At 58.1% G+C, this 23,110-nt stretch carries 19 protein-coding genes and 1 tRNA gene; 15 read left to right on the top strand and 5 right to left on the bottom strand.

The window, feature by feature from the left end:
• Positions 1-1,232: 1,232 nt before the first annotated feature.
• Positions 1,233-1,307: transfer RNA gene (locus ACIREA_RS02255), tRNA-Val, on the bottom strand.
• A gap of 281 nt (positions 1,308-1,588) precedes the next feature.
• On the opposite strand from ACIREA_RS02255, the gene tcmP reads away from it, so the two are divergent.
• The 4 genes from tcmP (at position 1,589) to ACIREA_RS02235 (ending at position 5,529) form a co-directional block, all read left to right on the top strand.
• Complete coding sequence (gene tcmP, locus ACIREA_RS02250) at positions 1,589-2,566, top strand: three-Cys-motif partner protein TcmP (protein WP_397380121.1); 978 nt, start codon at positions 1,589-1,591, stop codon at positions 2,564-2,566.
• On the top strand, positions 2,556-3,296 hold the full coding sequence (locus ACIREA_RS02245; protein ID WP_397380119.1) for a DUF5131 family protein: 741 nt from the start codon (positions 2,556-2,558) through the stop codon (positions 3,294-3,296). The genes tcmP and ACIREA_RS02245 overlap by 11 nt, the downstream gene beginning before the upstream one ends.
• 139 nt (positions 3,297-3,435) lie before the next feature.
• Entirely contained in the window at positions 3,436-4,227 is a 792-nt protein-coding gene (locus ACIREA_RS02240) for a hypothetical protein (RefSeq protein WP_397380117.1), read from the top strand.
• Between the two features lie 237 nt (positions 4,228-4,464).
• Positions 4,465-5,529, top strand: a complete 1,065-nt coding sequence (locus ACIREA_RS02235; protein WP_397380116.1) for a hypothetical protein — start codon at positions 4,465-4,467, stop codon at positions 5,527-5,529.
• A gap of 125 nt (positions 5,530-5,654) precedes the next feature.
• Here ACIREA_RS02235 and ACIREA_RS02230 read toward each other — a convergent pair whose 3' ends face one another.
• The 4 genes from ACIREA_RS02230 to ACIREA_RS02215 all read right to left on the bottom strand — a co-directional run bounded on the left by ACIREA_RS02230 (position 5,655) and on the right by ACIREA_RS02215 (position 9,085).
• Positions 5,655-6,005: a hypothetical protein gene (locus tag ACIREA_RS02230; protein WP_397380114.1), complete on the bottom strand. Its 351-nt coding sequence runs from the start codon at positions 6,003-6,005 to the stop codon at positions 5,655-5,657.
• 195 nt (positions 6,006-6,200) lie between these two features.
• Positions 6,201-6,707, bottom strand: coding sequence for a hypothetical protein (locus ACIREA_RS02225; RefSeq protein ID WP_397380112.1), 507 nt, complete (start codon positions 6,705-6,707; stop codon positions 6,201-6,203).
• A 461-nt stretch (positions 6,708-7,168) separates the two neighbouring features.
• On the bottom strand, positions 7,169-8,269 hold the full coding sequence (locus tag ACIREA_RS02220; protein ID WP_397380110.1) for a sugar phosphate isomerase/epimerase family protein: 1,101 nt from the start codon (positions 8,267-8,269) through the stop codon (positions 7,169-7,171).
• 174 nt (positions 8,270-8,443) lie between these two features.
• Positions 8,444-9,085 (bottom strand): hypothetical protein, encoded by a 642-nt coding sequence (locus ACIREA_RS02215; RefSeq protein WP_397380108.1) that lies wholly within the window; start codon positions 9,083-9,085, stop codon positions 8,444-8,446.
• Positions 9,086-9,728: 643 nt separating this feature from the next.
• On the opposite strand from ACIREA_RS02215, the gene rsmH reads away from it, so the two are divergent.
• The 11 genes from rsmH (at position 9,729) to ACIREA_RS02160 (ending at position 23,072) form a co-directional block, all read left to right on the top strand.
• Positions 9,729-10,652, top strand: coding sequence for a 16S rRNA (cytosine(1402)-N(4))-methyltransferase RsmH (gene rsmH, locus ACIREA_RS02210; RefSeq protein WP_397380106.1), 924 nt, complete (start codon positions 9,729-9,731; stop codon positions 10,650-10,652).
• Positions 10,649-11,035 carry a hypothetical protein gene (locus ACIREA_RS02205; RefSeq protein ID WP_397380104.1) on the top strand — a complete coding sequence of 129 codons (387 nt, stop codon included), beginning with the start codon at positions 10,649-10,651 and terminating at the stop codon, positions 11,033-11,035. Before rsmH ends, ACIREA_RS02205 begins: the two co-directional genes overlap by 4 nt.
• The gene (locus ACIREA_RS02200) at positions 11,032-12,894 is read left to right on the top strand and encodes a peptidoglycan D,D-transpeptidase FtsI family protein (RefSeq protein WP_397380102.1); all 1,863 of its coding nucleotides are present in this window, start codon (positions 11,032-11,034) and stop codon (positions 12,892-12,894) included. The genes ACIREA_RS02205 and ACIREA_RS02200 overlap by 4 nt, the downstream gene beginning before the upstream one ends.
• Entirely contained in the window at positions 12,891-14,474 is a 1,584-nt protein-coding gene (locus ACIREA_RS02195) for a UDP-N-acetylmuramoyl-L-alanyl-D-glutamate--2,6-diaminopimelate ligase (protein ID WP_397380100.1), read from the top strand. The genes ACIREA_RS02200 and ACIREA_RS02195 overlap by 4 nt, the downstream gene beginning before the upstream one ends.
• On the top strand, positions 14,471-15,835 hold the full coding sequence (murF, locus tag ACIREA_RS02190; protein ID WP_397380098.1) for a UDP-N-acetylmuramoyl-tripeptide--D-alanyl-D-alanine ligase: 1,365 nt from the start codon (positions 14,471-14,473) through the stop codon (positions 15,833-15,835). Before ACIREA_RS02195 ends, murF begins: the two co-directional genes overlap by 4 nt.
• The gene (gene mraY, locus ACIREA_RS02185) at positions 15,832-16,977 is read left to right on the top strand and encodes a phospho-N-acetylmuramoyl-pentapeptide-transferase (RefSeq protein WP_397380096.1); all 1,146 of its coding nucleotides are present in this window, start codon (positions 15,832-15,834) and stop codon (positions 16,975-16,977) included. The genes murF and mraY overlap by 4 nt, the downstream gene beginning before the upstream one ends.
• Before the next feature lie 5 nt (positions 16,978-16,982).
• Entirely contained in the window at positions 16,983-18,287 is a 1,305-nt protein-coding gene (gene murD / locus ACIREA_RS02180) for a UDP-N-acetylmuramoyl-L-alanine--D-glutamate ligase (protein WP_397380094.1), read from the top strand.
• 50 nt (positions 18,288-18,337) lie between these two features.
• Positions 18,338-19,531 (top strand): LysM peptidoglycan-binding domain-containing protein, encoded by a 1,194-nt coding sequence (locus tag ACIREA_RS02175; protein WP_397380092.1) that lies wholly within the window; start codon positions 18,338-18,340, stop codon positions 19,529-19,531.
• Positions 19,532-19,549: 18 nt separating this feature from the next.
• Positions 19,550-20,710, top strand: a complete 1,161-nt coding sequence (locus tag ACIREA_RS02170) for an FtsW/RodA/SpoVE family cell cycle protein (RefSeq protein WP_397380090.1) — start codon at positions 19,550-19,552, stop codon at positions 20,708-20,710.
• A gap of 14 nt (positions 20,711-20,724) precedes the next feature.
• The gene (gene murG / locus ACIREA_RS02165; RefSeq protein ID WP_397380088.1) at positions 20,725-21,840 is read left to right on the top strand and encodes an undecaprenyldiphospho-muramoylpentapeptide beta-N-acetylglucosaminyltransferase; all 1,116 of its coding nucleotides are present in this window, start codon (positions 20,725-20,727) and stop codon (positions 21,838-21,840) included.
• Between the two features lie 113 nt (positions 21,841-21,953).
• Positions 21,954-23,072 carry an aldo/keto reductase gene (locus ACIREA_RS02160; protein ID WP_397380086.1) on the top strand — a complete coding sequence of 373 codons (1,119 nt, stop codon included), beginning with the start codon at positions 21,954-21,956 and terminating at the stop codon, positions 23,070-23,072.
• Positions 23,073-23,110: the final 38 nt, after the last annotated feature.

Genomic DNA, 23,110 nt, shown 5'->3' with positions numbered 1-23,110 from the left:
TGAGAATGGCATCGTGGAAATCAAGCTGGACCTGGCGCCAAATGAGGATCCGGGCAGCTGGGAAGTGCGGGTGAAGGAACTGGCGAGCGGGATGGAAGCGCGGAAGTGGATGAGGGTGAAGAGTGAATGACGAAACCAGAATGACGAATGAACCGGTCTTGGGAGAGCGCTGGGTGGGGCACCGAAGGACAGAATTGAGGTAGAATGATTGGGGGTAGAATCATTTCAGAGGCTGGATATTTAGAGGTGCCTTATCCGCTGTCAGGATGCACTGATTGAGGGGAGTGCTGAGTCAATCCGACACCGCAGAGCGGGATGGAGGCGCGGAAGTGGATGCGCGTTAAGCGGGAATGACGAATGAACCGGTCTTGGGAGAGCGCTGGGTGGGGCACCGAAGGACAGAATTGAGGTAGAATGATTGGGGGTAGAATTATTTCAGAGGCTGGATTTTTGGAGCGGTATTTTCATGGTGTGTTCGGTTCAAGGGGGAACTGATTTTTGCACCGCGAGAGATTAGAAGACCGCAGAGATGAGACGGAATGGGAGAAGTGGACCGCAGAGTTGGGAACGCCGCAGAGGTTTTCAGAAACGATCTGTGGGGGCTCAGAGGCAGCATTTGGAATGGTAAAAGATTGGGGGGTAAAAGATTTTCAGAATTGGAGGGGTTGGATTTGACACCGCTGAGATTTGGAGGGCGCAGAGATTTGATTCTGAAGGTCTTCCCGGTTTGAGGTGTTCAATCCGTGGTGACTCAGGACTTGTGCATGACTGGCCCAGGGCTGTTCATGAGGGGCATCGGGTTTGATGCGGTTTCTTCAGTCTAGGCCTCGTTGAGGCGGAAGATGGTGCGCGGAGAGGGATTCGAACTCCCGACCAACTCGGTGTAAACGAGCCGCTCTAGGTGTGTTGAGGGGGGGCACTGAGACCGAATTTGGAATGGTAAAAAATTTGGGGTAAAAGATTTTCAGAATTTGAGGGGTTGGGAATTGTTTGGTCAGGAACTGCTGACGCGAACATCGAGTGTGCGGGGTGAGGGGGGGAAGTGCTGCATCGACGCACCGCAGAGATGGGAACGCCGCAGAGGTTTTTCAGACACGGTCTTTGGGGCGGTCCAGCCTTGCGGTGTTCAATCTGGGGGGCTCAGGAGATGTGCATGAATCACCGTGTGTTGCTCGTGATGGGCATCCCGTCTGATGCGGTTTCTTCAGTCTGGGCCTCGTTGAGGCGGAAGATGGTGCGCGGAGAGGGATTCGAACCCCCGACCAACTCGGTGTAAACGAGCCGCTCTACCACTGAGCTATCCACGCGGTGTGATTGATGCTGAAATGGGTATCGCGAAAAAAGGCGGCGTTGTCAAATGCTGTTGATCCTGCTTTGAGACACATGCTTCATCCCCAGCATGCACTCATGGGGAGTAAGCATTTAAAAAGGAGACTGGATTTGGCTTTGAACCTTTTAAGAAGTCCCTTTTCTTTAACTAAGGGCCCTCGCATGGGCCACGCCACCCCGTCGCCAATTCTAGCTGCGGCCCATTAATAAGGAAATATGATGCTGAATATCGCTTAGTGGTGTAGCTATTACCATATACATGAATGCACCAAAATCGGGTTTTGGCAAATTTGGCGGAAAGTGGACTGATCTCAAGCTGGCTGTTGTGAATGAATATTTCACCCAGTTCAACACGGCCCTCAGCAACACGAAATTCACGCGTGTGTATATCGATGCCTTTGCAGGCGGAGGGCGCGTCATTCCCAAAACTGAAAAGACTGCGTCTCCGAAAATCGCATCCAAGGAAGATTTATTCTCCGGCCACTCAAACAACGGATGCAGTCAGCCAGTTGATGAGAATGAGGAAGACGAAGCAGAGAATTTCCGACATGGGTCACCACTTCTAGCGCTGGAAACTAATCCGCCGTTCAATGAGTTCATTTTTATTGAACGTGATGAGCTAACCCTGAACCAGTTGAAGCAGCAGATTTCAGACAATCGAATGTCGAGAGGACGGCCCGTGGAATATTTAGCTGAGGATGCTAACACAGCTCTTTGTCGTATTTCAAATGACGACTGGCGCGAAAGACGGGCCGTCATTTTCCTTGATCCGTTTGCGTTGGAGATACGATGGTCAACGCTGGAAGCCATTGCACAAACCAAGGCCATGGACATGTGGCTGCTTTTTCCTGCTATGGCCGTTAATCGAATGCTGCCAAGAAGCACAGAAGTTCCTGAGGATTGGGCTAAGCGTCTGGATGAAACGTTCGGAGACTCCTCATGGAAGGCGGAGTTCTATGCCAAGCCTGGTCCACCAGCCATTGATGATTTTTTCCCTGATTCACTTCCCGAAGCCAAAGAAGCAAAACTGGACGACCCATTCGGACGTTTAAATCGTTATGTGGTGCGGCGTTTGAAAACAGTGTTTGCGGGTGTTGTCGAAGAAGCGCTCGTGTTGAAGACGTCCTCTGGGACACCTCTTTTTCTTCTGTGCTTCGCAGTGGCGAATGAAAACGGAGCGCCGATTGCAAAAAGGATCGCAAGTCATATAATTAAAAAACAAAAAAATGGCATCTAGCTCAATCGAATGGACTGAACTCACATGGAATCCCACCACAGGCTGTGACAAGACGTCTGCGGGCTGCAAGAACTGTTATGCTGAGGTCATGACTCGAAGGCTGCAGGCGATGGGTGTGGCCAAATATGCCGATGGCTTTGCCGTGCGCTGCCATGATGATGCCTTGGACATCCCACGAGGATGGAAAAAGCCCAGCGTTGTCTTCGTGAATTCAATGAGCGATCTTTTTCACGACGATGTCCCGCTCAGTTTCATCAAGAAAGTGTTCAAGGTCATGAATGAGTGCCCCCAGCATGTTTTCCAGGTGCTCACTAAACGTGCAGCAAGGCTGGAAAAGTTCTCGGGCGAATTGAAATGGACACCTAACATCTGGATGGGAGTCAGCGTGGAGAATGAATCAGTGACAGGAAGAATCGACCACCTGCGCAAGGTGCCTGCCGCCATTCGTTTTTTGTCTTGTGAACCTTTAATCGGACCATTGCCGAATTTGAATCTAGCGGAAATTCACTGGGCGATTGTTGGTGGGGAAAGCGGCGTCCACTCTCGTCCCATGGCAGCTGAATGGGTGCGTCAAATTCAGCGTCAATGCCATAAGGCCGACGTTGCTTTCTTTTTCAAGCAGTGGGGCGGCAGAAATAAAAAAGCTGCTGGGCGAGTTCTGAATGGCAAAACATACGACGCCATGCCACCCCGCCACACAATTAAGAAGCAGACTTCATTAGGCGTCTGAGGCCTAACCTGGCACATGCACGAACTCTGGCAGCGCTTAAACTGCTGAGTGACGGGGAACTGTACCAACGCTTGCTGGATGAAGTGTAAAACACGTTTTCACGCTCACTCTTAAGCGAATAGTTTCAAAAGAAAAAATTATGGCAAAACCATCAACTAAAAGTATCACGAAGGAAGATCTGGAGCGATTCCTTGAGACAGAAGATGATTTTGAATTTGAGCTGAAACTGCTTACGATCTGCCAGAAACACAGTCCCGATGTTTTTCATTCAGGCACATATCAAGATCCAATTTCCAAGCTGAACAGGCAGTATGATTTTCGAATGTATATATCAGATGGAATGCGGGTTTTGTCTCTCGCCATAGAATGCAAGAATTTACAGCCTTATTATCCATTGCTTGTAAGTCAGGTGCCACGAACGGACCAAGAAGCATACCACTGCTATATCGATGGCGGAGCTTTTGACCCCGAAGTTCATCTGGTGAAGGGAGGGAAGTCGATATATCCACAAGGTGGATTAGTTGGGAAATCGACGACCCAGGTGGGTAAGCCTGCGAGCGCAAATAAAAATGGCGGCCCAGATTTCATCAAGGGAGATGCGGATGTTTACGAGAAATGGAGCCAAGCTGTAGCATCTGCTTCTGATTTAATAGCCAGTGCTTGTAACCCGTCTCTTCAAAAAAGCATCATTCTGCCTGTATTAGTGGTTCCAGATGGGACACTTTGGACGGTTGATTATGATGAATCTGGAAAACGCGTGAGTAGTCCCCAACTCTCCAACGCATGCACCTTTTATTTAAGTAAAAACTATAAATGTAAAGCTGAAGCTGGACGGGGTAAATACTGGATAAGCCATTTAAACATTTACACTGTCTGCGGGTTTGTGGAGTTTCTGGAAAATGCAAAGAGGGATATGAATCGGTGGTTTTAGCCGCTGAAAAGAGGCACATGGATGAGGGGGGCTGCTGGTGAAGTGCTTTAAGCTCCAATGGCTTCCCGATCTTCTTCGGTAGTCTTTTCCAGTGGTGTTTGACCTGCTTCTTAATGCCGATGTTCTCTCATCAAATCAGAGAAGGCCCCAAACGCACAACACACGCCGGTTCATGAGGCAATGGAGCATTTCGCAAGCGGGCTGTTGCGGTTGGGATTGATTTGGGGACTGTGGGGGATGAAAACCGCTGTTTGGGCTGCTGCCTTTTTCATTTGGGTGAACGTGTTGGCTGCTTTTGCTGGCGAGGCGGAGGTGCTGCCGCCGCCGGTGGCGAATCTGCCGTGGGAGCATGGGGAGACGGGGCTGAGGCTGCCGGGTGAACTGGCGAAGATGACGGCGGAGCAGGTGTTTCACTACGAGACGGCGGCGCTGGGCTGTTCGGTGCGGTATTCGGACCGCCAGGCACGGATGCGCGGGGATGTGTATGTTTACCCGTCTCCGAAACCGGCGTCGACGGCGGCTGAGATCAAGCAGGCGCTGCGTGAGAGCGCGGGAAGTGCGCTGTGGGAGGTGGAGGAGATGCAGCGGCGGGGGCACTACCTGAAGCTGAAAATCGGGGAGGCTGAGTACCAGCCGTTTGACCTGATCCCTGAGTCTGCGGGTGTGAGCGGTTTGCTATCGCTGCGGATGAACTACATGATCCTGGAGAGGGATGATGCGGGGAGCACCGAGACTGCGGTGGGCAGTTTTCTGGGACTCATGCTATTGAAGGACCATCTGGTGAAAGTGCGCGTGACCTATCCGGCGGATGGTATGGAGAAGGAGCAGGAGAAGGTGGAGCAGCGGGTGATGGACTTTGTGAATGCGGCGCGGCGCTGTGTGCTGGACCCGGGCCTGCGCGGCCAGGTGGCGGCGCAGATTGAGACGTATCGGCGTGATCCGCTTTCCAAGGCGGGGCATGATCTGGCGGGTGGCATCCTGGCCTATGCGGAAGCAACGCCGCTGATTGCGCTGACGATTGATGAGACGATCAGCACTTTGGGGGAGGAGCTGGAGAAGGTGCAACCGGGTGCTTCGCTGGAGCTGCTGCGGGCTTTCATTGTGGGGGCGGTGGCGGAGTCGCTGAAGAAGCCGGGCAAGGAGGCTGCGGATCTGCCGCAGGCGGGTGCGGCGGAGGTGGTGAGGGTGTTTGGGGTGATGCAGAAGGCGAAGCCGGGGCTTTCGAGTGGGCGGCTGGTGGAACTGGAAAGTGCGGTGAAGGGGAAGAGGGCGGGGGCGTGGTTGAGGGGGAGGGTGAGGTGATTGCGGTGGGTGTGCGGGGGCGAGGGGGATTGCGGGGGGCGCTGGTCGACAGACAGGAGTGTCTGTCGTACTGCCGGAGATGCGGTGCAGGGTGGCAGAGGGGAGCGGGCGGCTACCTATCACCGCTATTTGTTTCCCTGATCCGTGGCGGAGGGTGCGGATGCGATGAGGACGATGTGTCTCACAAAATCAGGGCCGAAAATTGGTTGGTGAAGATCGATTTGGACGTGCATTCCAGCTCGAAGGGCCGCAGGGGAGGCATCGGGAGCGCCGTGCCAGAATCTTGCCTGGTGGGCATAGACAAAGCGGTGAATTTGCTTTGCGCCGCTCTGCTCAAAAGTGATTGAGCGCGTGGAGTGATCGACGCTGGTGACAGTGCCTGTCATGGTGGTGCCGCTTGGCTGAATGGCGGAAGCGGTGATGGGGAAATGCCATGAGGCGAGAAGGATGAGGAATGCGAGACGAAGGGTTTTCATGAGGATGATGGTTTGAGGATGTGCGGAAGACGGCGTGGGCTTTTTCTTCCGGGAGGGGCTGGGTGCTCTGTTTGAGAGCTGTGCACGGGACGATGAAGCAGGGGCAGGCGACGGCTTGCCGCCGAGAGGCATGGCCTGGGCGCGATCCACCGCAGGCGGATTGCATCACGGCAAGAAAGGGTCAGCGCCCTGTCTTCAACACTGCAGGAGGGTCTTGCCCGTCTTGAGTTGTATTCCTGGAGACCACACGGGGGCCTGGTGACTGCGAACCATGCGTTCGCGCCTGGGTGCGGAGTGAAGTTTTACCAGCAGGGCATGCACCGGAGCCGGTGGGATGCTGGTGGCGACTGAGAGAACATCGCGCTGCGTGGGACGGCCGAGATCTTCGATCGACTGGAAGGCGAGGATGTGGTCGGATTTTTGAGAGGTGGCCGCCTGAGCAAAGACCAGCATGAGGGTGGTCAGGGGGCTGTGCACATGGACGGCCTGCGACGCGGCATTGCCCTCATGGGAAAGCACCACGCGGAGGTGGCCTTCGGAGGTGTTGCCGACTTTGACTTGATGGCAGCGATCGAAGCTGGCTGCGAGGAGGGTTAAAGCAGGGGCGAGTCCATTCGAAGAGAGCAACCAGCCAAGCAGTAACAAGACGTTCACCATCCGCGTGAGCGGAGATGAGGTGGGTCCATTGCGTCGGGCGGTCATGGGATGGTGAAGGTTAAGGCAGTCAACGAGAGGCGCCAGTGTAAAAGATGCGCCGCGTTTGCGCCGCGAGAGGTGAATCGGGGCATCCCTGTCGATGGGTTCACACGCAGCTTGGACTCTTTTCAAGTGCGCGTGGTATGCTGCGGGTTTGCGAGGGCGAAGGAGATGGCGGTACCGCTGACCGACAGACAGGAGTGTCTGTCGTACTTCCAGAGTTCGGAGCTGCGGTGAAGGTGAACGTGGCAGCGGTTTGGTTGCGGGAGCAGACTGAGAAAAGTGAGAAGTGATCTGATTGCGGTGTGCGCAGGGGACCGTTCTTCGCCTGCATGGAATGACCCCTCACCCTTGCCTCTCCCCCAAGGATGCCTTGGTCATTGCTCTGTCAGGGGTGGGGAGAGGAGATCCGCTTTATTTCCGCGCGATGTTATGAGCCATTAAGGCTGTCGAATCATTGAACCAATCTAGGCATTGGCGCGCAGGTAGGTAAAGCTGCGTTCGGCTTCGCCTTTTTGATAGGCGATTTCGGCGTCTTTTTTGGCGGGGCCGTCGGGGGCTTTGAAGGTGTCGATTTTTTTGCCGCGCTTGGCCATGTCGAGCCAAGCTTTGAACATGGGGGTGTCGCGGTGGTTGGGGAAGATGTTCCAGAACTCGTCTTTCTTCCAGGCGAAGGGGCGGGCGAAGCCGGAGATGGTTTCGACCTGGAGGGGGACGCCGGGGGCGAGCTCTGCGAAGCGTTTGGCGTAGGCTTTGTAGTCGACGAGGCCTTCGCCGACGGCGGTCCACTGAACGACGGCGCCGTTTTCGTCTTCCCAGAGCATGCTGTCGCGGACGCTGCTGCAGATGGTGAGGGGGCCGAGGGCTTCGAGGTGGAGCATGGGCTCTTCGAGGGCCCAGACGGCGTTGCCGGGGTCGATGTTGGCGCCGACGTAGCCTTTGCCGGCGGCTTCGATGAGGGCTTTGAGTTCGTGGGACTGCATGTCGCCGGCGTGATTTTCGACGGCGATTTTGATGCCTTCGCCTTCGGCTTTGGACTGGCAGGCCTTGATGGTTTTGACGATGGATTCGATGTGCTTCTGGATGCCGCCGTCGGTGCTGCGGTCTTTCTGATTGCCGAGGTAGCAGCGGGCGACGGGGGAGCCGAGGGTCTTGGCGATGCGGATGGTGAGGCTGAGGTGCTCTTCAGGCGTGCCGTAGATGTCTTTCCAAGTGTTGGAGGTTTTGCAGACGCTGCCGGTGCCGACGTAGAGTTTCAGTCCGGCGCGGTCGGCCTGTTCTTTGAGGCTTTTGAGGTAGGCTTCTTCGAAGTTTTCAAACACGTGCAGTTCAGAGATGAACATGGTGTCGAGCTTCAAGGAGGCGGCGTAGTCGATGAACTGCGCGGCTTTCCAGCCGGTGGCGCGGACGGCGAAGTGATCGAGGCCGAGGGCGAGTTTGGAGCCGGTGGCAGCCTGGGAGAGGGAGGCTGCGGCGGTGGCGGCGAGGGATTGCGCGAGGAAGGAGCGGCGGTTCATGTGGCGCATGCTAGCGGAGGCGGGTGGGCTGTCGATGGGGAATCGCGACATGCAGCGCGGAGGCCGGAACCGGCTGAAGCCGGGACTACAATACGAAGAGGCGGAAGCCGGACGGGCTGAGGCCCGAACTACGAACGAAGAGGCTGGCGCGGGGGTGGCTGGTGACTTGAGACTTTAAACTCGGCGATTGGATCGAGGACGAGTAGGATTTACTCGTCGGAGGGACTAGCGGATGATGAGTTTTACGGCACCCTGGCCCTGGCGGTCGTCGGCGGAGGAGACGAGGATTTGGGCGAGGTGATGGCCGGTGCGCCAGGGGGCGCCGTTGATGGGCTTGACCTGAAGGAGGTAGGCGCCGGTGCCGACGTTGCGGAAGGAGGTGATGTTGTTGCTGAAGGGGGCCAGCTGGCCGGGGACTTCGAAGTACTCCATCAGGGTGAAGTGATCTTTGGTGAGATCTGTGACGGGCCAGCCGCTGCTGCTGACGAGGACGAGGATGTTGGCGGGATGAGAGTTGCCATTGGCGGCGGCACCGGCCGAGGCCTGGGCGGCAATGGTCAGCGCAACGGCACCGCCTGCGCCGGTTTTCATGACCAGCTTGGCTGTGGGTGCAGGGGATGGGGCTGCGGGCTTCGGTTCGGGTGCTTCAAAGACAGGTTTGAAGACGGGCGCGGGCTCCGCTTTTTTGACGGGGGGGGCAGGCGCAGGCGCTGGCTTGGCGGCGGCCTTGGGTTTCACCACTTCTGCTTTCTTTTTGGCCGGGGCTGCTTTCTTCATCGGTACAGGCTTCTTTTTGGCCACGACCGGCTTTTTGGATGCGGCAGGCTTTTTAGCAGGTGCCTTCTTGGGAGCAGGTTTTTTTGCCATAGTGGTTCGTGGGTCAGAATTGTTTCAATTTCCGCGAGGCTAGCAATACCCCCGCCCCTCTGTCGAGATTCCTCTTGGGACGGAGACGTAAATATTAAGATGTCGAAAAAAGTATGCGGCGGTTTCGAAGTGGGCTGGTGGAAACTGTTATTGAGAAACAACGATCCACTGCCAATTTGCATTTGAGGGTATCTCTAAAACTTCTAGTTGCTCGAATGAACAGTATTATCATCATTCTATAAGAAGGTGAAAATTCTGAAAATAGACGATTGCCAAGAATATGGTCTGTCGATTATAAGGACTGGTTAGAATTTTAGGTTTACGACTTTTCTGTCACGCTTCGAACAATCGACAGCACTGCTATTCCGCTTCTTTGATGAACGCGCTCTCAACAACAGGTTTCCCTTTGTCGCGACTCTTCCCTCGGCCCGTCCGACGGGAGCGGTTGTCCGTGAGGGAATGGTTTGCTGGGATTTCCAGACTGATTGAATTTACTCAAGTGGGCGGATGGGCCTGGTTCGGTGCCGCAGACGCTATGGACGACCTGATGCCGTGGGGACGTGGTAACTTGGTGACACGTCAAGGAGCTGGGGGAGGTGGGGATGCGCCAGAACCAACTCCATCTGAAGCCGCTGTGAGAAACATGCCTTTTTACCATGCCCCTGTGCTGCTGGCGGAGGTGGTGGCCATGCTACAGCCTGCCCCGGGTAAGCTTTTTTTCGACGGCACCCTCGGTGGTGGCGGACATTCCGAGGCGCTGCTCCAGCATGGGGCGCGAGTCGTGGCGATGGACCAGGATCAGAATGCGCTGAGACACGCCACGGAACGGCTGAAGCCATATGCGGCGCAGTTTTGCGCCCTGCGCGGCAACTTCCGCAATTTTCCACAGATCGTCGATGAGACCGGGGTCTCGGGTTTTGACGGAATGCTGGTCGATATTGGGGTTTCGAGCCATCAGCTGGATGATGCGGCACGCGGTTTTTCTTTCATGAGAGACGGCCCTCTGGATCTGCGCATGGACACGGAATCGCCCCGCACGGCTGCGGATCTGGTGAACACCGAGGATGAGGCGGAACTCATGCGGATCTTCTTTGAGTATGGCGAGGAGCCCAACGCCCGGCGCATTGCGCGGGCGATTGTCAAAGCGCGCACGGCGAAGCCCATCCGCACGACCTTCCAGCTGGCTGAGATCGTTTCCATCGCAGCACCGAAGCGTGGGAAGCGGCATCCGGCGACGCTGGTGTTTCAGGCACTGCGCATCGCGGTGAATGATGAGCTGGCGGCGTTGCATGATTTTCTTGCCGCAGCACCGCGCTGGCTGAAGCCCGGCGGAAGGCTGGCTGTTATTTCCTTTCACTCGCTGGAGGACCGAATCGTCAAACAGACGCTGCAGCACCTTTCAGCGCCCTTCATTGACCGGCCTGAGTGGCCGGAAGCACGCAAAAACCCGGACTGCGTGCTGAAGCTTATCACGCGGAAGCCGGTGCAGGCGACGCCGCAAGAGATCGAACTGAACCCACGTGCGCGCAGCGCGGTGCTGCGCGTCGCCGAACGACTCCCACAATGAAACCACGCCAGCGCAACCGCTACCGGAACAGCCTTGGTCTTTCCACGATCACGGCGATCTTGATTGTTGTCGCCTCGCTCGCGCTTGTGGGCCTGGGCATCGTGGTGAGCAAGAACCGGGTGCGTGCGATTGGTGAGGACCAGCGCAAGGTGGAAGCCGAGATGCGGCTGTTGAATGCCGAGATTCTCGCCCTGAACAACCGCATTGAAACGATGCTGACACGTGACCGTGTGCAGCCGCGCCTGACCAATGCTGGCACCCTGCTGCGTCCGATCACGAAGCACGGGATTCTCCTTCTCAAACCCCTGCCTGAGCCGCCGGCGAAAGCCGCTGCAACGGCTGCGGATCCGTCTGTCGCTCAAAACATGCCCAAGGCCCCGTGAGTCAACCCCTGCCAAATCAAATCCAGCTCCGCCGGGATCGCCCGGTGTGCCGCCGCATGCTGCTGCTGCTGTTTGTGCTCCTGGCGGGGTTTTCGCTGGTGACGTGGCGACTTGCGGTCATCCAGATCAAGGAATCACCGCGTCTGGTGGTGCTGGCGGCGAGAAAGTATCAGCGGCACATCGTGCTCCCTGCGCACCGTGGAGCGATCAAGGATCTGAGCGGTGAATACCTGGCGCATGATGAAGATGTGCGGGAGCTGTACACAGACCGCACGCATCTGCGTGAGGTGATCACGGTGAGGCATCAACTGGCGGCGATCCGCGGCGTGAAGGCCGTGGAGCTGCGTGAACAGCTGAGCGAGGCGGAAACGATAGCCGCCTACCATGAGCATGTGGCCAAGGTGCTGGCGGGCATCCTCCCGCAGTCCGAGCAGGAAATCCGCAGCCAGATTGACTCCGACAAACCGGAAATTGTCCTCGCGAAACTGGTGGATGAAGAAACGGCAAAGCAGTGGAGCGACCTCTTTAAGAAATCGCACGTGTTCGGCATTTACATGCGGCCTACGGTGGCGCGTCGTTTTCCGGCTCAGGATCGCCTGTCGCTGGTGCTGGGTGTCACCGATACGAGCAACAAGGGCCGCTGGGGGGTGGAAAAACTCATGGATGCCAAACTCACCGGGGTTGCCGGGGAGCAGTTGATCGAGCGTGACAAGTCCGGGCATGAGCTTCCTTCGTATCGCAGTCAAGTTATTGATCCACAGAACGGTAGCGACGCGCATCTCACGATTGATATGCAGCTGCAGGACAACGTTGAAGCCATCTGCGAGCGGGCTTGGAAGGCCAACAAAGCCCGCCGGGTGGTGATCGTCGTGACTGAGCCGTCCACGGGCACAGTTCTTGCCATGGCGGCGCGCCCGCACCGTGATCTGAGCAATCCCGACGAGAGCACGTGGACCAACCACGTTATCGCGGGTGCTTATGAGCCGGGTTCCATTTTCAAGGTCGTCACTTTGGCGGCGGCGCTGGATAACCGCAAAGTCACCCCCGGGGAGATGATCGACTGCGGCAACATGCACTTTGAAGACCCGGTGCGTAAGGTGAAACTCAGTGATGACGAACCTTTGGGGATGCAAACTGTCAAGGGGGTGCTGGTGCATTCCAGCAACATTGGCATGTACAAAATCAGCAAACGTGTTGGACAGGACATGATGCTCGACTATGCCACAAGGTTTGGTTTTGGTTCTCCCACCGGAATCGGACTCGTCGGCGAAGATGCCGGGTATCTCAACACCGGCAAGTGGAGCAACACCACCTACTCACGCATGCCCATCGGATATGAAGTCAATGTTACCCCTCTGCAAATGTGCATGGCCTACGGCGCCATTGCCAACGGCGGAGTGCTCATGAAGCCACGCCTCATCGACCGCATCGTCAAGCCGAATGGCGACACGGAAATCATGCCGCCGCAGCCTGTCTGGCAGGTTTGCACCGCGAAGACCGCCGCCACCCTGCGCGATTTCCTCGAAGGTGTCGTTGTGGAAGGCACCGGCAAACGCGCGGCACTGCCCGATGTTCGAATCGGTGGCAAAACGGGCACCACCCGCCGTTACGACCCTGAAAAGAAACGCTACATCGACGGCTCCTACCTGACCTCCTTTGTCGGCATGGCTCCGATCGACAACCCCAAGCTCGTCTGCCTCGTGATGCTCGATGACCCGAAAGCGGAGAGTTCCGCCATGGTGCGTGGCGGTCGAGTCGCGGCCCCTATTTTTGCTGAAATCGTGCGGGAGACGCTCGATCATCTGGCCATTCGCAACGAACGCCCCGTCAAGGTGGCAGCTAAAGGAGGCGTTCAATGATACTTCGCGACATTATTCCCTATCTCGACAAGCCGGCGGTTTCCGGCAGCCTCGACACTGACATCACCGGCTTCGCGTACGACTCGCGACTGGTTGGCCCAGGCATCGCCTTCGTAGCCATTCGTGGCACGCATGTTGATGGTCATGACTTCATTGGCAAGGCGATCGAACTTGGTGCTGCGGCGATCATTGCCGAACAGGCCCCGGCGGATGACTGCACGGTGCCGTGGGTGCATGTGCGGCACTCGCGCAACGCTCTTGCGCAGGCTGCTGCGACGCTGAACGGCTTTCCGGCCAAAGGGCTCACCATTGCCGGTATCACCGGTACGAATGGCAAGACCACCACGGCGTTTCTGCTGCACCATCTGTTCAATTCCGCGCAGATGCGGAGCGGATTGCTGGGCACGGTGTTTTATGACCTCGGTGACGGTGAGCAAATACCTGCCTCACACACCACCCCCGAATCACTCGAAATCCAGGGTTTGCTGGCGGGCATGCGTGGCAACGGCTGTCGCGCCTGCGTCATGGAAGTGTCCTCCCATGCGCTGGATCAGGACCGCATCCATGGCCTGCCGTTTGCGGCCGCCATTTTCACGAACCTGACGCAGGACCATCTGGACTACCACGGTACGATGGAGAAGTACTTCGAGGCCAAGGTGAAGCTGTTTCAAATCACTGCTGATTCATCGAAGCGCTCGGCCTTGATCATTAACGGTGACGATTCGTGGGGGCGCAAGCTCGCCCAGCGTTTCGAGCACACCGGTCGTGTTGTTCGTTTCGGCTTCGGGGTCGGCTGTGAATATCGCGCCATTAATGTCCGCTATGACATGAGCGGCACGACGTTTGAACTTGAAGCCCGGGGGCGCAGCTTCCTGGTGCGCCTGCCGCTCATTGGTGACTTCAACGTTTACAATGCGCTCGGCGCTCTCGCTGCGGCACAGGGCGTTGGCTTGAATTTGCGTGAAGCCATCAAGAGCCTGCAAAACGCGCCGCAGGTGCCGGGACGCATGGAACGGGTGTCTGAAAATTCACGCTTCCAGGTCTTCGTCGATTACGCGCATACGCCTGACGGTTTGGAAAATGCGCTGCGCACCGCGCGTGCGCTGCGTCCGCGCCGTCTGATCACGGTGTTTGGCTGCGGAGGCGACCGGGACCGGAGCAAGCGTGCGAAGATGGCGGCTGCGGCAGAGGCTGGCAGCGACATCTGCGTGCTCACTTCCGACAATCCGCGCACCGAAGATCCGCAGCAGATTTTGGACGATGCCAAGGCCGGCTTCGCCCGTCCGCAAAAGCACGCCATCATCATGGACCGCCGCGAGGCCATCCAGACGGCGATGAAGAATGCGTGGGACGGCGATCTCGTGCTGATTGCCGGCAAAGGGCACGAGGACTATCAGGACATTCAGGGTAAAAAGCATCCATTTGATGATCGCAAAATCGCCCGCTTCTTCCTTCATCAACTCAAAGCTGAGCGTGCTGCTGAGCGCGAAGAAAAAGATGCTGAACGCGAGGCGATGCGTGGTGGGTTTGACCGACCCGATCGCCCCGGACCTGACCGACCTGACAGATTCAATCGATGATTCCTATCGCACTCCAGACGCTTGCCCAATTCGCCGCAGGGACCCTGCGTGGGGATGGTGCGCGTCTGGTGACGAACGTGAACACCGACTCACGCAAGATCACCGCTGGTGAGGTCTTCGTGGCACTGGTGGGAGACAAGTTTGATGCGCACGATTTCATCCCGCAGGTGGCTGCGGCTGGTGCGGCTGCCGTTGTCGTCAGCAAAGTCAATCCGGCCTGGGGCGCGCTGCCATGCGCGGTGATCGAGGTGGGTGACACCCTGCTGGCGCTGCAAAACATGGCGAGCGGTTATCGCGAGCATCATGCACCGTTGATCATTGGACTGACCGGCAGCAATGGGAAGACTTCGACCAAGGACCTCACGGCAGTGATCATGGCACGCAAATGCCAGACGCGTGCGACCTTTGGCAATCTGAACAATCACATCGGTCTGCCGCTGACCCTGCTCTCGCTGCGCGAAGGCGACCAGTGCTGCGTGACGGAGATGGGCATGAACCATGCGGGTGAGATCAAGGTGCTCACGGATATCGCCAAGCCGGATGCGGGGATCATCACGAACGTCGGCATGGCCCACATCGAATATATGGGCACGCAGGACGCGATAGCCTGGGAAAAGGGCACGCTGGCGGCGAATGTGCGCGCTGGTGGTGTGGTGGTGCTGAATGCCAATGACAAGTACAGCGAGGTCATCGCGCGTCACTGCCAGGGCAGTGTCTCGATGGCGGGTGTGGGATGCGGCGATGTGGCGGCGACCCATCTGCGCGCGGATGCGACCGGCACGACCTTCACGCTCGACTTTGGCGGTGAGAAGGTGGAAACGCGTCTGCCGATTCTCGGCGAGCACATGGTGGGCAATGCCGCACTGGCTGCCTGCATGGGCTGGAGGCAGGGCATTGCGCCTGCGGACATCGCGGATGCCCTGAATCAGGCGAAGCTCACCGGTGGCCGCGTGGAGCCGAAGGTCGTTGCCGGCATCCAGTTCATTGATGATTCGTACAACGCGAACCCAGACAGCATGATCGCAGGTTTGCGCACGCTCAGTACGCTGGGCTCTTTTGGCAGCCGCCGTGTGGCGGTGCTGGGCCGCATGGGTGAGCTGGGGTCGATTGCGGAAGCGGAACATCGCCGGGTGGGCGAGTTTGCCGGTTCGCTCAAGCTGGACGCGGTGTTCAGTGTGGGTGGCAACGAAGCCGCATGGATCACTGAAGCCTCGAAGGCGGTGCCCTCCGAACATTTTTCCGATCAAGCCTCTTGTGCCGCACGTCTGCGTGAGTGGTTGCGCGAGGGAGACGTGGTGCTGCTCAAAGGCAGCCGCTCCGCGCGCATGGAACAGGTCCTCACGCATTTTTCCGCCTCATGATGTACTGGCTTTACGAACTAAGGGAATGGCTCTTCGCTCATCAATGGATCAGCGATGACGCCGCTCTGTACAAAATTCTCAATCTCTTCAAGTACCACACCTTCCGTGCCGGTGGCGCCGCAGTCACGGCGTTTGTGCTTTCGTTGCTGTATGGTGACTGGCTCATCCGCAAACTGATCTCGCTGAAGATCGGCCAGCCGATTCGCTCCGCCGAAGAAGTGCACAAGCTGCATGAACTGCACGGCAAGAAGGCCGGTACGCCAACGATGGGCGGTCTTCTTATTCTCTCGGCGATTGTGATCTCGACGCTGATGTGGGCGAAGTGGGACAACATCATGGTGTGGACGGTGCTGTTCACCACCATCGGTCTCGGTGCCCTGGGCTTCCGGGATGACTACCTCAAGATCAGCAAGAAGAACTCCAAGGGCGTCAGCGCCCGGACCAAGCTCATCTGGCAGACCTCGGTGGCGGTGGTGGCGGGCCTGCTGTTTGCCTATGCGGTGCCCGGAGACAATGGAGTCACGCTGCGCGCACTTTACATTCCGTTTGTGAAGGATGCGGTGATTCCGGACATGCACCTTTTTGCCGTCGCATTTTTTGCCGTCATCATCGTGGGGGCTTCGAATGCGGTGAACCTCACGGACGGACTGGATGGCCTGGCCACCGGCTGCTCGATCACCACGTCGCTGGCGTATGCCGCGTTTGGCTACATCTGCGGCAACGCGAAGTATTCTGAATACCTCGGCGTGGCGCACAACAGCCTGGCCAACGAACTGCCCATCGTGGCGATGGCGATGGCGGGCGCGTGCCTCGGCTTTCTCTGGTTCAATGCGCATCCGGCCAAGATGTTCATGGGAGACACGGGTTCGCTGGCGCTGGGCGGCTGCATTGCGGCGTTGGCCATCGGGTGCAAACAGGAGATTGTGCTGGCCCTCGTCGGCGGTGTGTTTGTGATGGAGGCCATGAGCGTCATTCTGCAGGTCTGGAGCTTCAAGAAGCGCGGCAAGCGCATCTTCCGGATGGCTCCGATCCATCATCATTTTGAACTCGGCGGCTGGCATGAGAACCAGGTGATTGTGCGCTTCTGGGTGCTCTCGCTGCTGTTTGCCATGCTCGGTCTTGCCACGCTCAAGCTTCGATAATTTTCATGCGCTTCGCCTCACAACATTTTGCCATTCTCGGTGCTGGACGCAGCGGCCTCGGAGCCGCACGTCTGGCGCGCCTGCATGGCGCGGAGGTGACGATTTTTGATGAAGGAGACAAGGCGAAGCAGGTCGAGGATTTCCACTGTGTGCTCGGTCAGGCAGCGCGTGATCTCGTGGTCAAGCCCGGTGAGTTCCAGCAGGTGATCATCAGCCCCGGGCTGGATGAACACTGGCCTTTGCCGAAAAAGTTTACTGACGCAGGCGTGCCGCTGGTGGGTGAAACGGAGTTTGCCTTTCATCTGACGGACATGCCGATGGTGGCGATCACCGGCACGAACGGCAAGAGCACCTGCACGGAGCTGATTGCGACGCTGTTCAACGGCTGCGGCATGAAATCACTGCCTTGCGGCAATCATGGCGTGTCCTTGAGTGAAGTCATCGCCAGTGGCGTACGTTACGATGTGCTCGCGCTTGAGATCAGCAGCTTCCAGCTTGAGACGATCCGTGACTTCCGTGCGAAGGCCAGTCTGTGGCTCAACTTTGCGCCGGATCATCTGGACCGCTATCCGGACATGGAGTCGTATTTTGCCGCGAAGGCGCGTGTGTTTGAAAACGTCACGGCGGACGATGTGGCCATCGTGCGCGCAGGTGAAAGCGTGTCGTCCGGCGCAGCACAGCGCTGGACCTTTTCCGCCTATGGAGATGAGGCGGGCTACACCTACAGCGCTGGAAGCTTTTATCATCTGGGCGCGGAGATTGGCAGCGCCAGCGGATTGAAACTGCGTGGCAAACACAACATGGAGAACGTGCTCGCTGCGCTGATGACCGGACGCGTGTTTGGGCTGCAGTATTCCAGCATGCTGAAGGCGATGGAGAGCTATGAGCCGCCAAGGCACCGCTGCGAACTGGTGCGGACTCTTCACGACCGCGAATACATCAATGACTCCAAGGCGACGAACCTGCATGCGCTGGAAGCCTGCCTGCGTTCGCAGGAGCGCCCGATCGTGCTGATCGCCGGCGGCAAGGACAAGGAGCTGGACTACACGCCGCTGCGAGCGGAGCTGAACGGCCAGGTGCGTGCGATGGTGCTCATCGGCGAGATCGCTGAGCAGCTGAAGCAAACCTTTGGCGATCTGCTGCCGTGCCAGTGCGCCACCGACATGGCGGACGCGGTGCGTCTGGCCACGGAAGTTTCTCAGGCGGGGGATGCGATCATCCTCAGCCCAGGCACCTCCTCTTTCGACATGTACACCGGCTATGCCCAGCGCGGTGATGTTTTTCGTGAGGCCGTGAACGCCTTGAATTGAATTTAAAGACCCTCAATCCCGACAATCCCAGACCCCAAGGTCCTATGAAAATGAAACCCAAGCCCAAAGAAACCAAGCTGCTGCTGAACCTGATGGACGGTGAGCGGCACCGCCACCGAGTGGCGCTCGTGACGGAAGAGGGTGAATGGAACCAGCATGAGCCGAACTCAGGCATGGCGCGCATGTTTGTGGTCATGCTGCTGATCCACGTCGTCCTCATCGGCGGCATCATCATCTATGATTTCATGGGTGATGACGCGAAGCCGCAGCAGACGGTGACGCAGGCGGCACGTGCGGTGAGCACTGGCAACGGACTGCCGACGGCCTCCCCGGACGTGATCACTGCGCAGGCGCAGGCGGCGGCGGACACGGAGCAGTTTGACAACTACGAGATGCGCTCGGGGGACTCCATCAAGTCCATCGCAGCCAAGTTTGGCTCCACGGAAGCGGAGATCACACGTCTGAACTTGATCGACAAGGGAATCCAGATTGGTCCAGGAACGATGCTGCGCGTGCCGAAGCAGGCCGTGCCGAGCGCGATCCCCGTGAATCCGAAGACGCTGAAGCCGATGGCGATCGTGGAAGACGTGCCGAAGGCCGTTCCCGTGGTGCAAGACCAACCTCCGGCGACGAAAGTCCCGAGTGAGGCTGTGAAACCCTCTGAGGCACCTGCCAGTCTGTCCGCAGCCACCATGACGCCTATTTCGCTGGTAGCACCGAATGAGGCCCCGCCTGCGACATCCTCCCTTGTGGCTGATGCGGACACACCGGCCACGGCATCTGCGCCGTCTGCCAGCGCCGCCGTCGCGCTGCCACCTCCTACCAAACCGAATGTTGTTTCTTTGCTGCAGGAAAACGCACCGAAAGTGGAAGCGAGCAAGCCTGAGGCTGTGAGGCCCCGGGATCGGGATCGTGATGAACCCAAGCCCGTGGCGAAAGCCGAAGCGCGGCCGCTGGTGAAGCCGAACCCTGTGCCGCCGCCCACGCAGATGCTGAAGAAGATCGCTGACTCACCTCCGGCTACTAAGAAGGCTGAGCCGACCAAAAAAGTGGCGGCTGACGCTCCGCCCAAAACGGTGGCCAAGGCATCCTCTGCCCGCACGCATACGCTCAAGTCAGGCGAGACGCTCTACCGTCTGTCCTCGAAGTATGGTGTCTCGGTGGCGGCCATTCAAAAAGCTAACAACATCAAGAATCCCAACTCCATGCGTGATGGGATGAAACTGACGATCCCGGCGAAGTAAATTTTCGTTTTCGGCTTCATGGCCAAATATTCCATCCTCCTGCTCCTGCTTGCGGCGCTGTCGTTGATCGCGCTGGGCATCACCATGCTGGCGAGCACGACGTTTCAAGTCGCGCATGAGGGCGGGGAGGATTACGTGACCCTGTGGCGGCAGCTGGGCTGGCTGGGAGCTGCGACGGTCGTTTGTGTGATCATGGCCGTGGTGGATTACAACGTCTGGATGCGCTGGCGCTGGCATATTTTGATCGCTGCGGCGGTGCTGCTGGCGCTGTGCTACGTGCCGATGATCGGGGTAAAAATCAACGGCTCCAGGCGCTGGATCGGTCTGCAGGCCCTGGGCGTGGGCGGGTTTCGTGTGCAGCCGTCTGAATTTGCGAAGATCGCGCTGATCATCGCCCTGGCAGGGTGGTTTGGGATGCACCAGGAGCTGACGCGTACTTTTTGGCGTGGTTTTGTGCTGCCGGGCCTGATTCTTCTGGGCATCGTGGCCCTGATCGGCTGCGAATTTGACCTTGGCAGTGCTTTGCTGGCCTCGGCGGTGGGTCTTGGCGTGATGTTCGTGGCGGGCACCAAGATGCGCTACCTGGCGATTATCGTGGTTCTTTGCGGCGGCGGCCTCGCGGCGGGGGTCAAGTTCCTGCCGAACCGGTTTGAGCGAATCATGGTCACCTTTGACCTCGAAAACCACAAGGAGGACCTGGGTTTGCAGCAGTGGGTTTCCAAACTGGCGTTTGGGTCCGGCGGGCTGGAAGGGCGCGGTCTGGGAGAGGGGCGCATGAAGCTGTCCTACCTGCCTGAAGCCCATACGGATTTCATTTTCCCGATGGTGGGGGAGGAGCTGGGACTGCGCGGGACGGCGGCTGTGGTGCTGGCGTTTGCGGTGCTGGTGATGGCCGGAATGGTCATTTCCGCGTACGCTCCGAACCGGTTTGGCAAGCTTTTAGGTGCCGGACTGACATTTTTGCTGGGAATGGAAGCGCTCTTGAACATGGGGGTAACCACTGCTTTGCTGCCGAACAAGGGATTGCCGCTGCCTTTCGTAAGTTACGGAGGGTCCAGTCTCGTCGCCGCGATGGTCGCGGTCGGCATCCTGATCAACATCCACCGCCAGGGCGTCCATCTGACCTGGGATCAGCTCCCCGTGATCCGCAGAAAGCGCCGCTGGACTCCACAGCTTTAGCCTTTTGAACAGTAGTGAAACAAAAAAATTCGAAGTCCATCCACGTGCTTATCGCGTGTGGTGGCACCGGGGGGCATTTGTTCCCTGGCATTGCCGTTGGTGAGGTGCTTGCCTCCCGAGGTCACGACGTGACTTTGCTGATCAGCGAAAAGAAGATCGACACCCTGGCCGCTTCGGGGCATCCGGAATTGCGGTTCGAGAAGATGCCGTTTCTGGCGATGCCGAAACCGTGGTCGCCGAAGATGTTCGGCTTCCTCAAGGGACTCTGGAAGGGGACCAAGGCCTGCCGTAAGATCATCCGCGATCACGACGTGGATGTGGTGCTGGGCATGGGCGGGTTTACTTCCTTTGCGCCACTGTATGCCGGGCGCAAAGAGGGCTGCCACACGCTGATTCACGAAAGCAACGCCATCCCGGGAAAGGCGAACCGCCTCAACGCACGCTACAGCGACATCGTGCTGTGCGGTCTCGAAGCCTGCAAGGAGCACTTCCCGAAGCATGGGGATGTGCGCGTGGTGGGCACGCCGATCCGCAGCAGCATGCGCAAGGCGAACAACGACGACCCGCGTGCCTTCTTCAAGCTGGACAAGGACAGGCGCACGCTGCTTGTCATGGGCGGCAGCCAGGGCGCGCGCGGAGTGAACCGTGCCGTGGGCATGGCGCTGGAAGAGTTTGAGAGAATGGGCATCCAGGTGCTGCACATCGCCGGACCGACCGATTACGAGGAAGTTCGCGACGTTTACGCCAAGATTCCGATGCTCAAGCAGCACGTGGCCGCCTTCTGCCATCGCATGGATCTGGCCTATCGTGCGGCGGATCTGGCCATTGCGCGATCGGGCGCTTCATCCATGTCAGAGCTGGCCTACTTCGGCGTGCCGAGCCTGCTGGTGCCGTATCCGCATGCCGCCGAGGATCATCAGACCCGCAATGCGGAGATTTTTGACAAGGCTGGAGCGGCACGACTGATGCGCGAAAGCGAGTTGAATGCGGACACTTTGGCTGACGCGGTGCGCAGCATCTTCAATGACCCGCGCAAGGCGGGTGAGATGAAGAAGGCGGCGCTGAAGCTCGCGGTGAAGAATTCAGCGGAGAAGATCGCGGATCTGCTGGTGAAGACGGCGGCGGGGTGAGGGCTGCGGATTTTGCCAAATTTTGCGCCACAGCCCCCCCGGGCATGATCCTTGTTTGAAACAGAGGGCGGAATCGTTATGTATCCTCCCCTCAAACCCCAACCTGACCTTTTATGAATTTGACACGAACAGCCTACGGCACCTGGAGCGGCGGACGCTTCATGCACTACGGAGAACAGCTCTCCGAGGAGCATTACATGCAGCTCATGCGCGATTCGTTTGAGAAAGGTGTGCGCACGTTTGTCACGGCTGATGTGTATGGCGTGGGCCGTGCGGATGCCTTGCTGGGCGAGGCGCTGAAGGGCATCCCGCGTGAGGAATACTGCCTCGTTGGCATCGTGGGCCATGACATTTATGAAGGCATCCGCCAGGGCTCACGTGGCTACCCGCGTTTCACCGATCCGACGCTGCGCGGGCCGGAGAAGTATTATGATTATCTGAAGATGGCGACGGAGAAGAGTCTGGAGCGCTGCCAGACTTCGAAGTTTGACCTGCTCATGCTGCACAATCCGGACAGCATCAGCTACACGAGCGACAAGGTGTGGGATGCGTTCACGGCGCTCAAAACGGAAGGCCTGACGGATCGTCTGGGCATCGCGCCGGGACCGGCGAACGGTTTCACGCTGGACATGATCGAGTGCTTTGAGCGTTTCGGCGACCGGATGGACTGGGCGATGATCATTCTGAATCCCCTCGAGCCCTGGCCGGGTCAGCATGTGCTGGGTGCTGCGGCGAAGAACAACGTCGATATTTTGGCGCGTGTGGTCGATTACGGCGGTCTGTTCCACGACGATGTGAAGCCGGGACACAAGTTCCGTGATGGTGACCACCGTACGCACCGTCCGGGCGACTGGATTGAGCATGGGATCGAGAAGCTTGAAAAAGTGCGTCCGATTGCGGAGAAGCATGGCTTGTCCATGCTGCAGCTCGCCTGTTTGTGGACCTTGGGCAACACGGCGGTGAAGAGCGTGGTGCCTACTATGATTCAGGAGCACGGTGAAGGTGCGCGCACGATTGAGAGCAAGCTGGATGATCTTGCCGCATTGCCGGAGCAGTGTTTGTCCACTGAGGAGATCGAAACGATCCGTCAGATCGGTGACAACACAGGCTGCATGGCGCTCAAGGGAGCCAGCCACCGCCATGAAGGCCAGGAGCCGCGTGCCGATGAATGGCCGCTGCGCCCGGATCTGCTGGACCTCGCGACACGCTGGAGTTTGGGAACAAGCTGGTAGTACGTTTGCATGTTGGCGGTTCCGCGACGAAAGAGTCA

Origin of the sequence: Prosthecobacter sp., from assembly GCF_044373815.1 — a bacterium.
Lineage (GTDB): Bacteria > Verrucomicrobiota > Verrucomicrobiia > Verrucomicrobiales > Verrucomicrobiaceae > Prosthecobacter.
This window is presented reverse-complemented; position numbering and strand designations above follow the sequence as displayed.

Bases quoted from the DNA above. Each gene is read 5' to 3' on its own strand.
- tcmP (WP_397380121.1), top strand. From the start codon at position 1,589: ATGAATGCACCAAAATCGGGTTTTGGCAAATTTGGCGGAAAGTGGACT.
- ACIREA_RS02215 (WP_397380108.1), bottom strand. From the start codon at position 9,085: ATGGCAAAAAAACCTGCTCCCAAGAAGGCACCTGCTAAAAAGCCTGCC.
- murD (WP_397380094.1), top strand. From the start codon at position 16,983: ATGCGCTTCGCCTCACAACATTTTGCCATTCTCGGTGCTGGACGCAGC.
- ACIREA_RS02160 (WP_397380086.1), top strand. From the start codon at position 21,954: ATGAATTTGACACGAACAGCCTACGGCACCTGGAGCGGCGGACGCTTC.
- ACIREA_RS02175 (WP_397380092.1), top strand. From the start codon at position 18,338: ATGAAACCCAAGCCCAAAGAAACCAAGCTGCTGCTGAACCTGATGGAC.
- ACIREA_RS02170 (WP_397380090.1), top strand. From the start codon at position 19,550: ATGGCCAAATATTCCATCCTCCTGCTCCTGCTTGCGGCGCTGTCGTTG.
- ACIREA_RS02195 (WP_397380100.1), top strand. From the start codon at position 12,891: ATGATACTTCGCGACATTATTCCCTATCTCGACAAGCCGGCGGTTTCC.
- ACIREA_RS02245 (WP_397380119.1), top strand. From the start codon at position 2,556: ATGGCATCTAGCTCAATCGAATGGACTGAACTCACATGGAATCCCACC.
- murF (WP_397380098.1), top strand. From the start codon at position 14,471: ATGATTCCTATCGCACTCCAGACGCTTGCCCAATTCGCCGCAGGGACC.
- ACIREA_RS02240 (WP_397380117.1), top strand. From the start codon at position 3,436: ATGGCAAAACCATCAACTAAAAGTATCACGAAGGAAGATCTGGAGCGA.
- ACIREA_RS02230 (WP_397380114.1), bottom strand. From the start codon at position 6,005: ATGAAAACCCTTCGTCTCGCATTCCTCATCCTTCTCGCCTCATGGCAT.
- mraY (WP_397380096.1), top strand. From the start codon at position 15,832: ATGATGTACTGGCTTTACGAACTAAGGGAATGGCTCTTCGCTCATCAA.
- ACIREA_RS02235 (WP_397380116.1), top strand. From the start codon at position 4,465: ATGAAAACCGCTGTTTGGGCTGCTGCCTTTTTCATTTGGGTGAACGTG.
- ACIREA_RS02225 (WP_397380112.1), bottom strand. From the start codon at position 6,707: ATGACCGCCCGACGCAATGGACCCACCTCATCTCCGCTCACGCGGATG.
- rsmH (WP_397380106.1), top strand. From the start codon at position 9,729: ATGCCTTTTTACCATGCCCCTGTGCTGCTGGCGGAGGTGGTGGCCATG.
- ACIREA_RS02205 (WP_397380104.1), top strand. From the start codon at position 10,649: ATGAAACCACGCCAGCGCAACCGCTACCGGAACAGCCTTGGTCTTTCC.
- ACIREA_RS02220 (WP_397380110.1), bottom strand. From the start codon at position 8,269: ATGTCGCGATTCCCCATCGACAGCCCACCCGCCTCCGCTAGCATGCGC.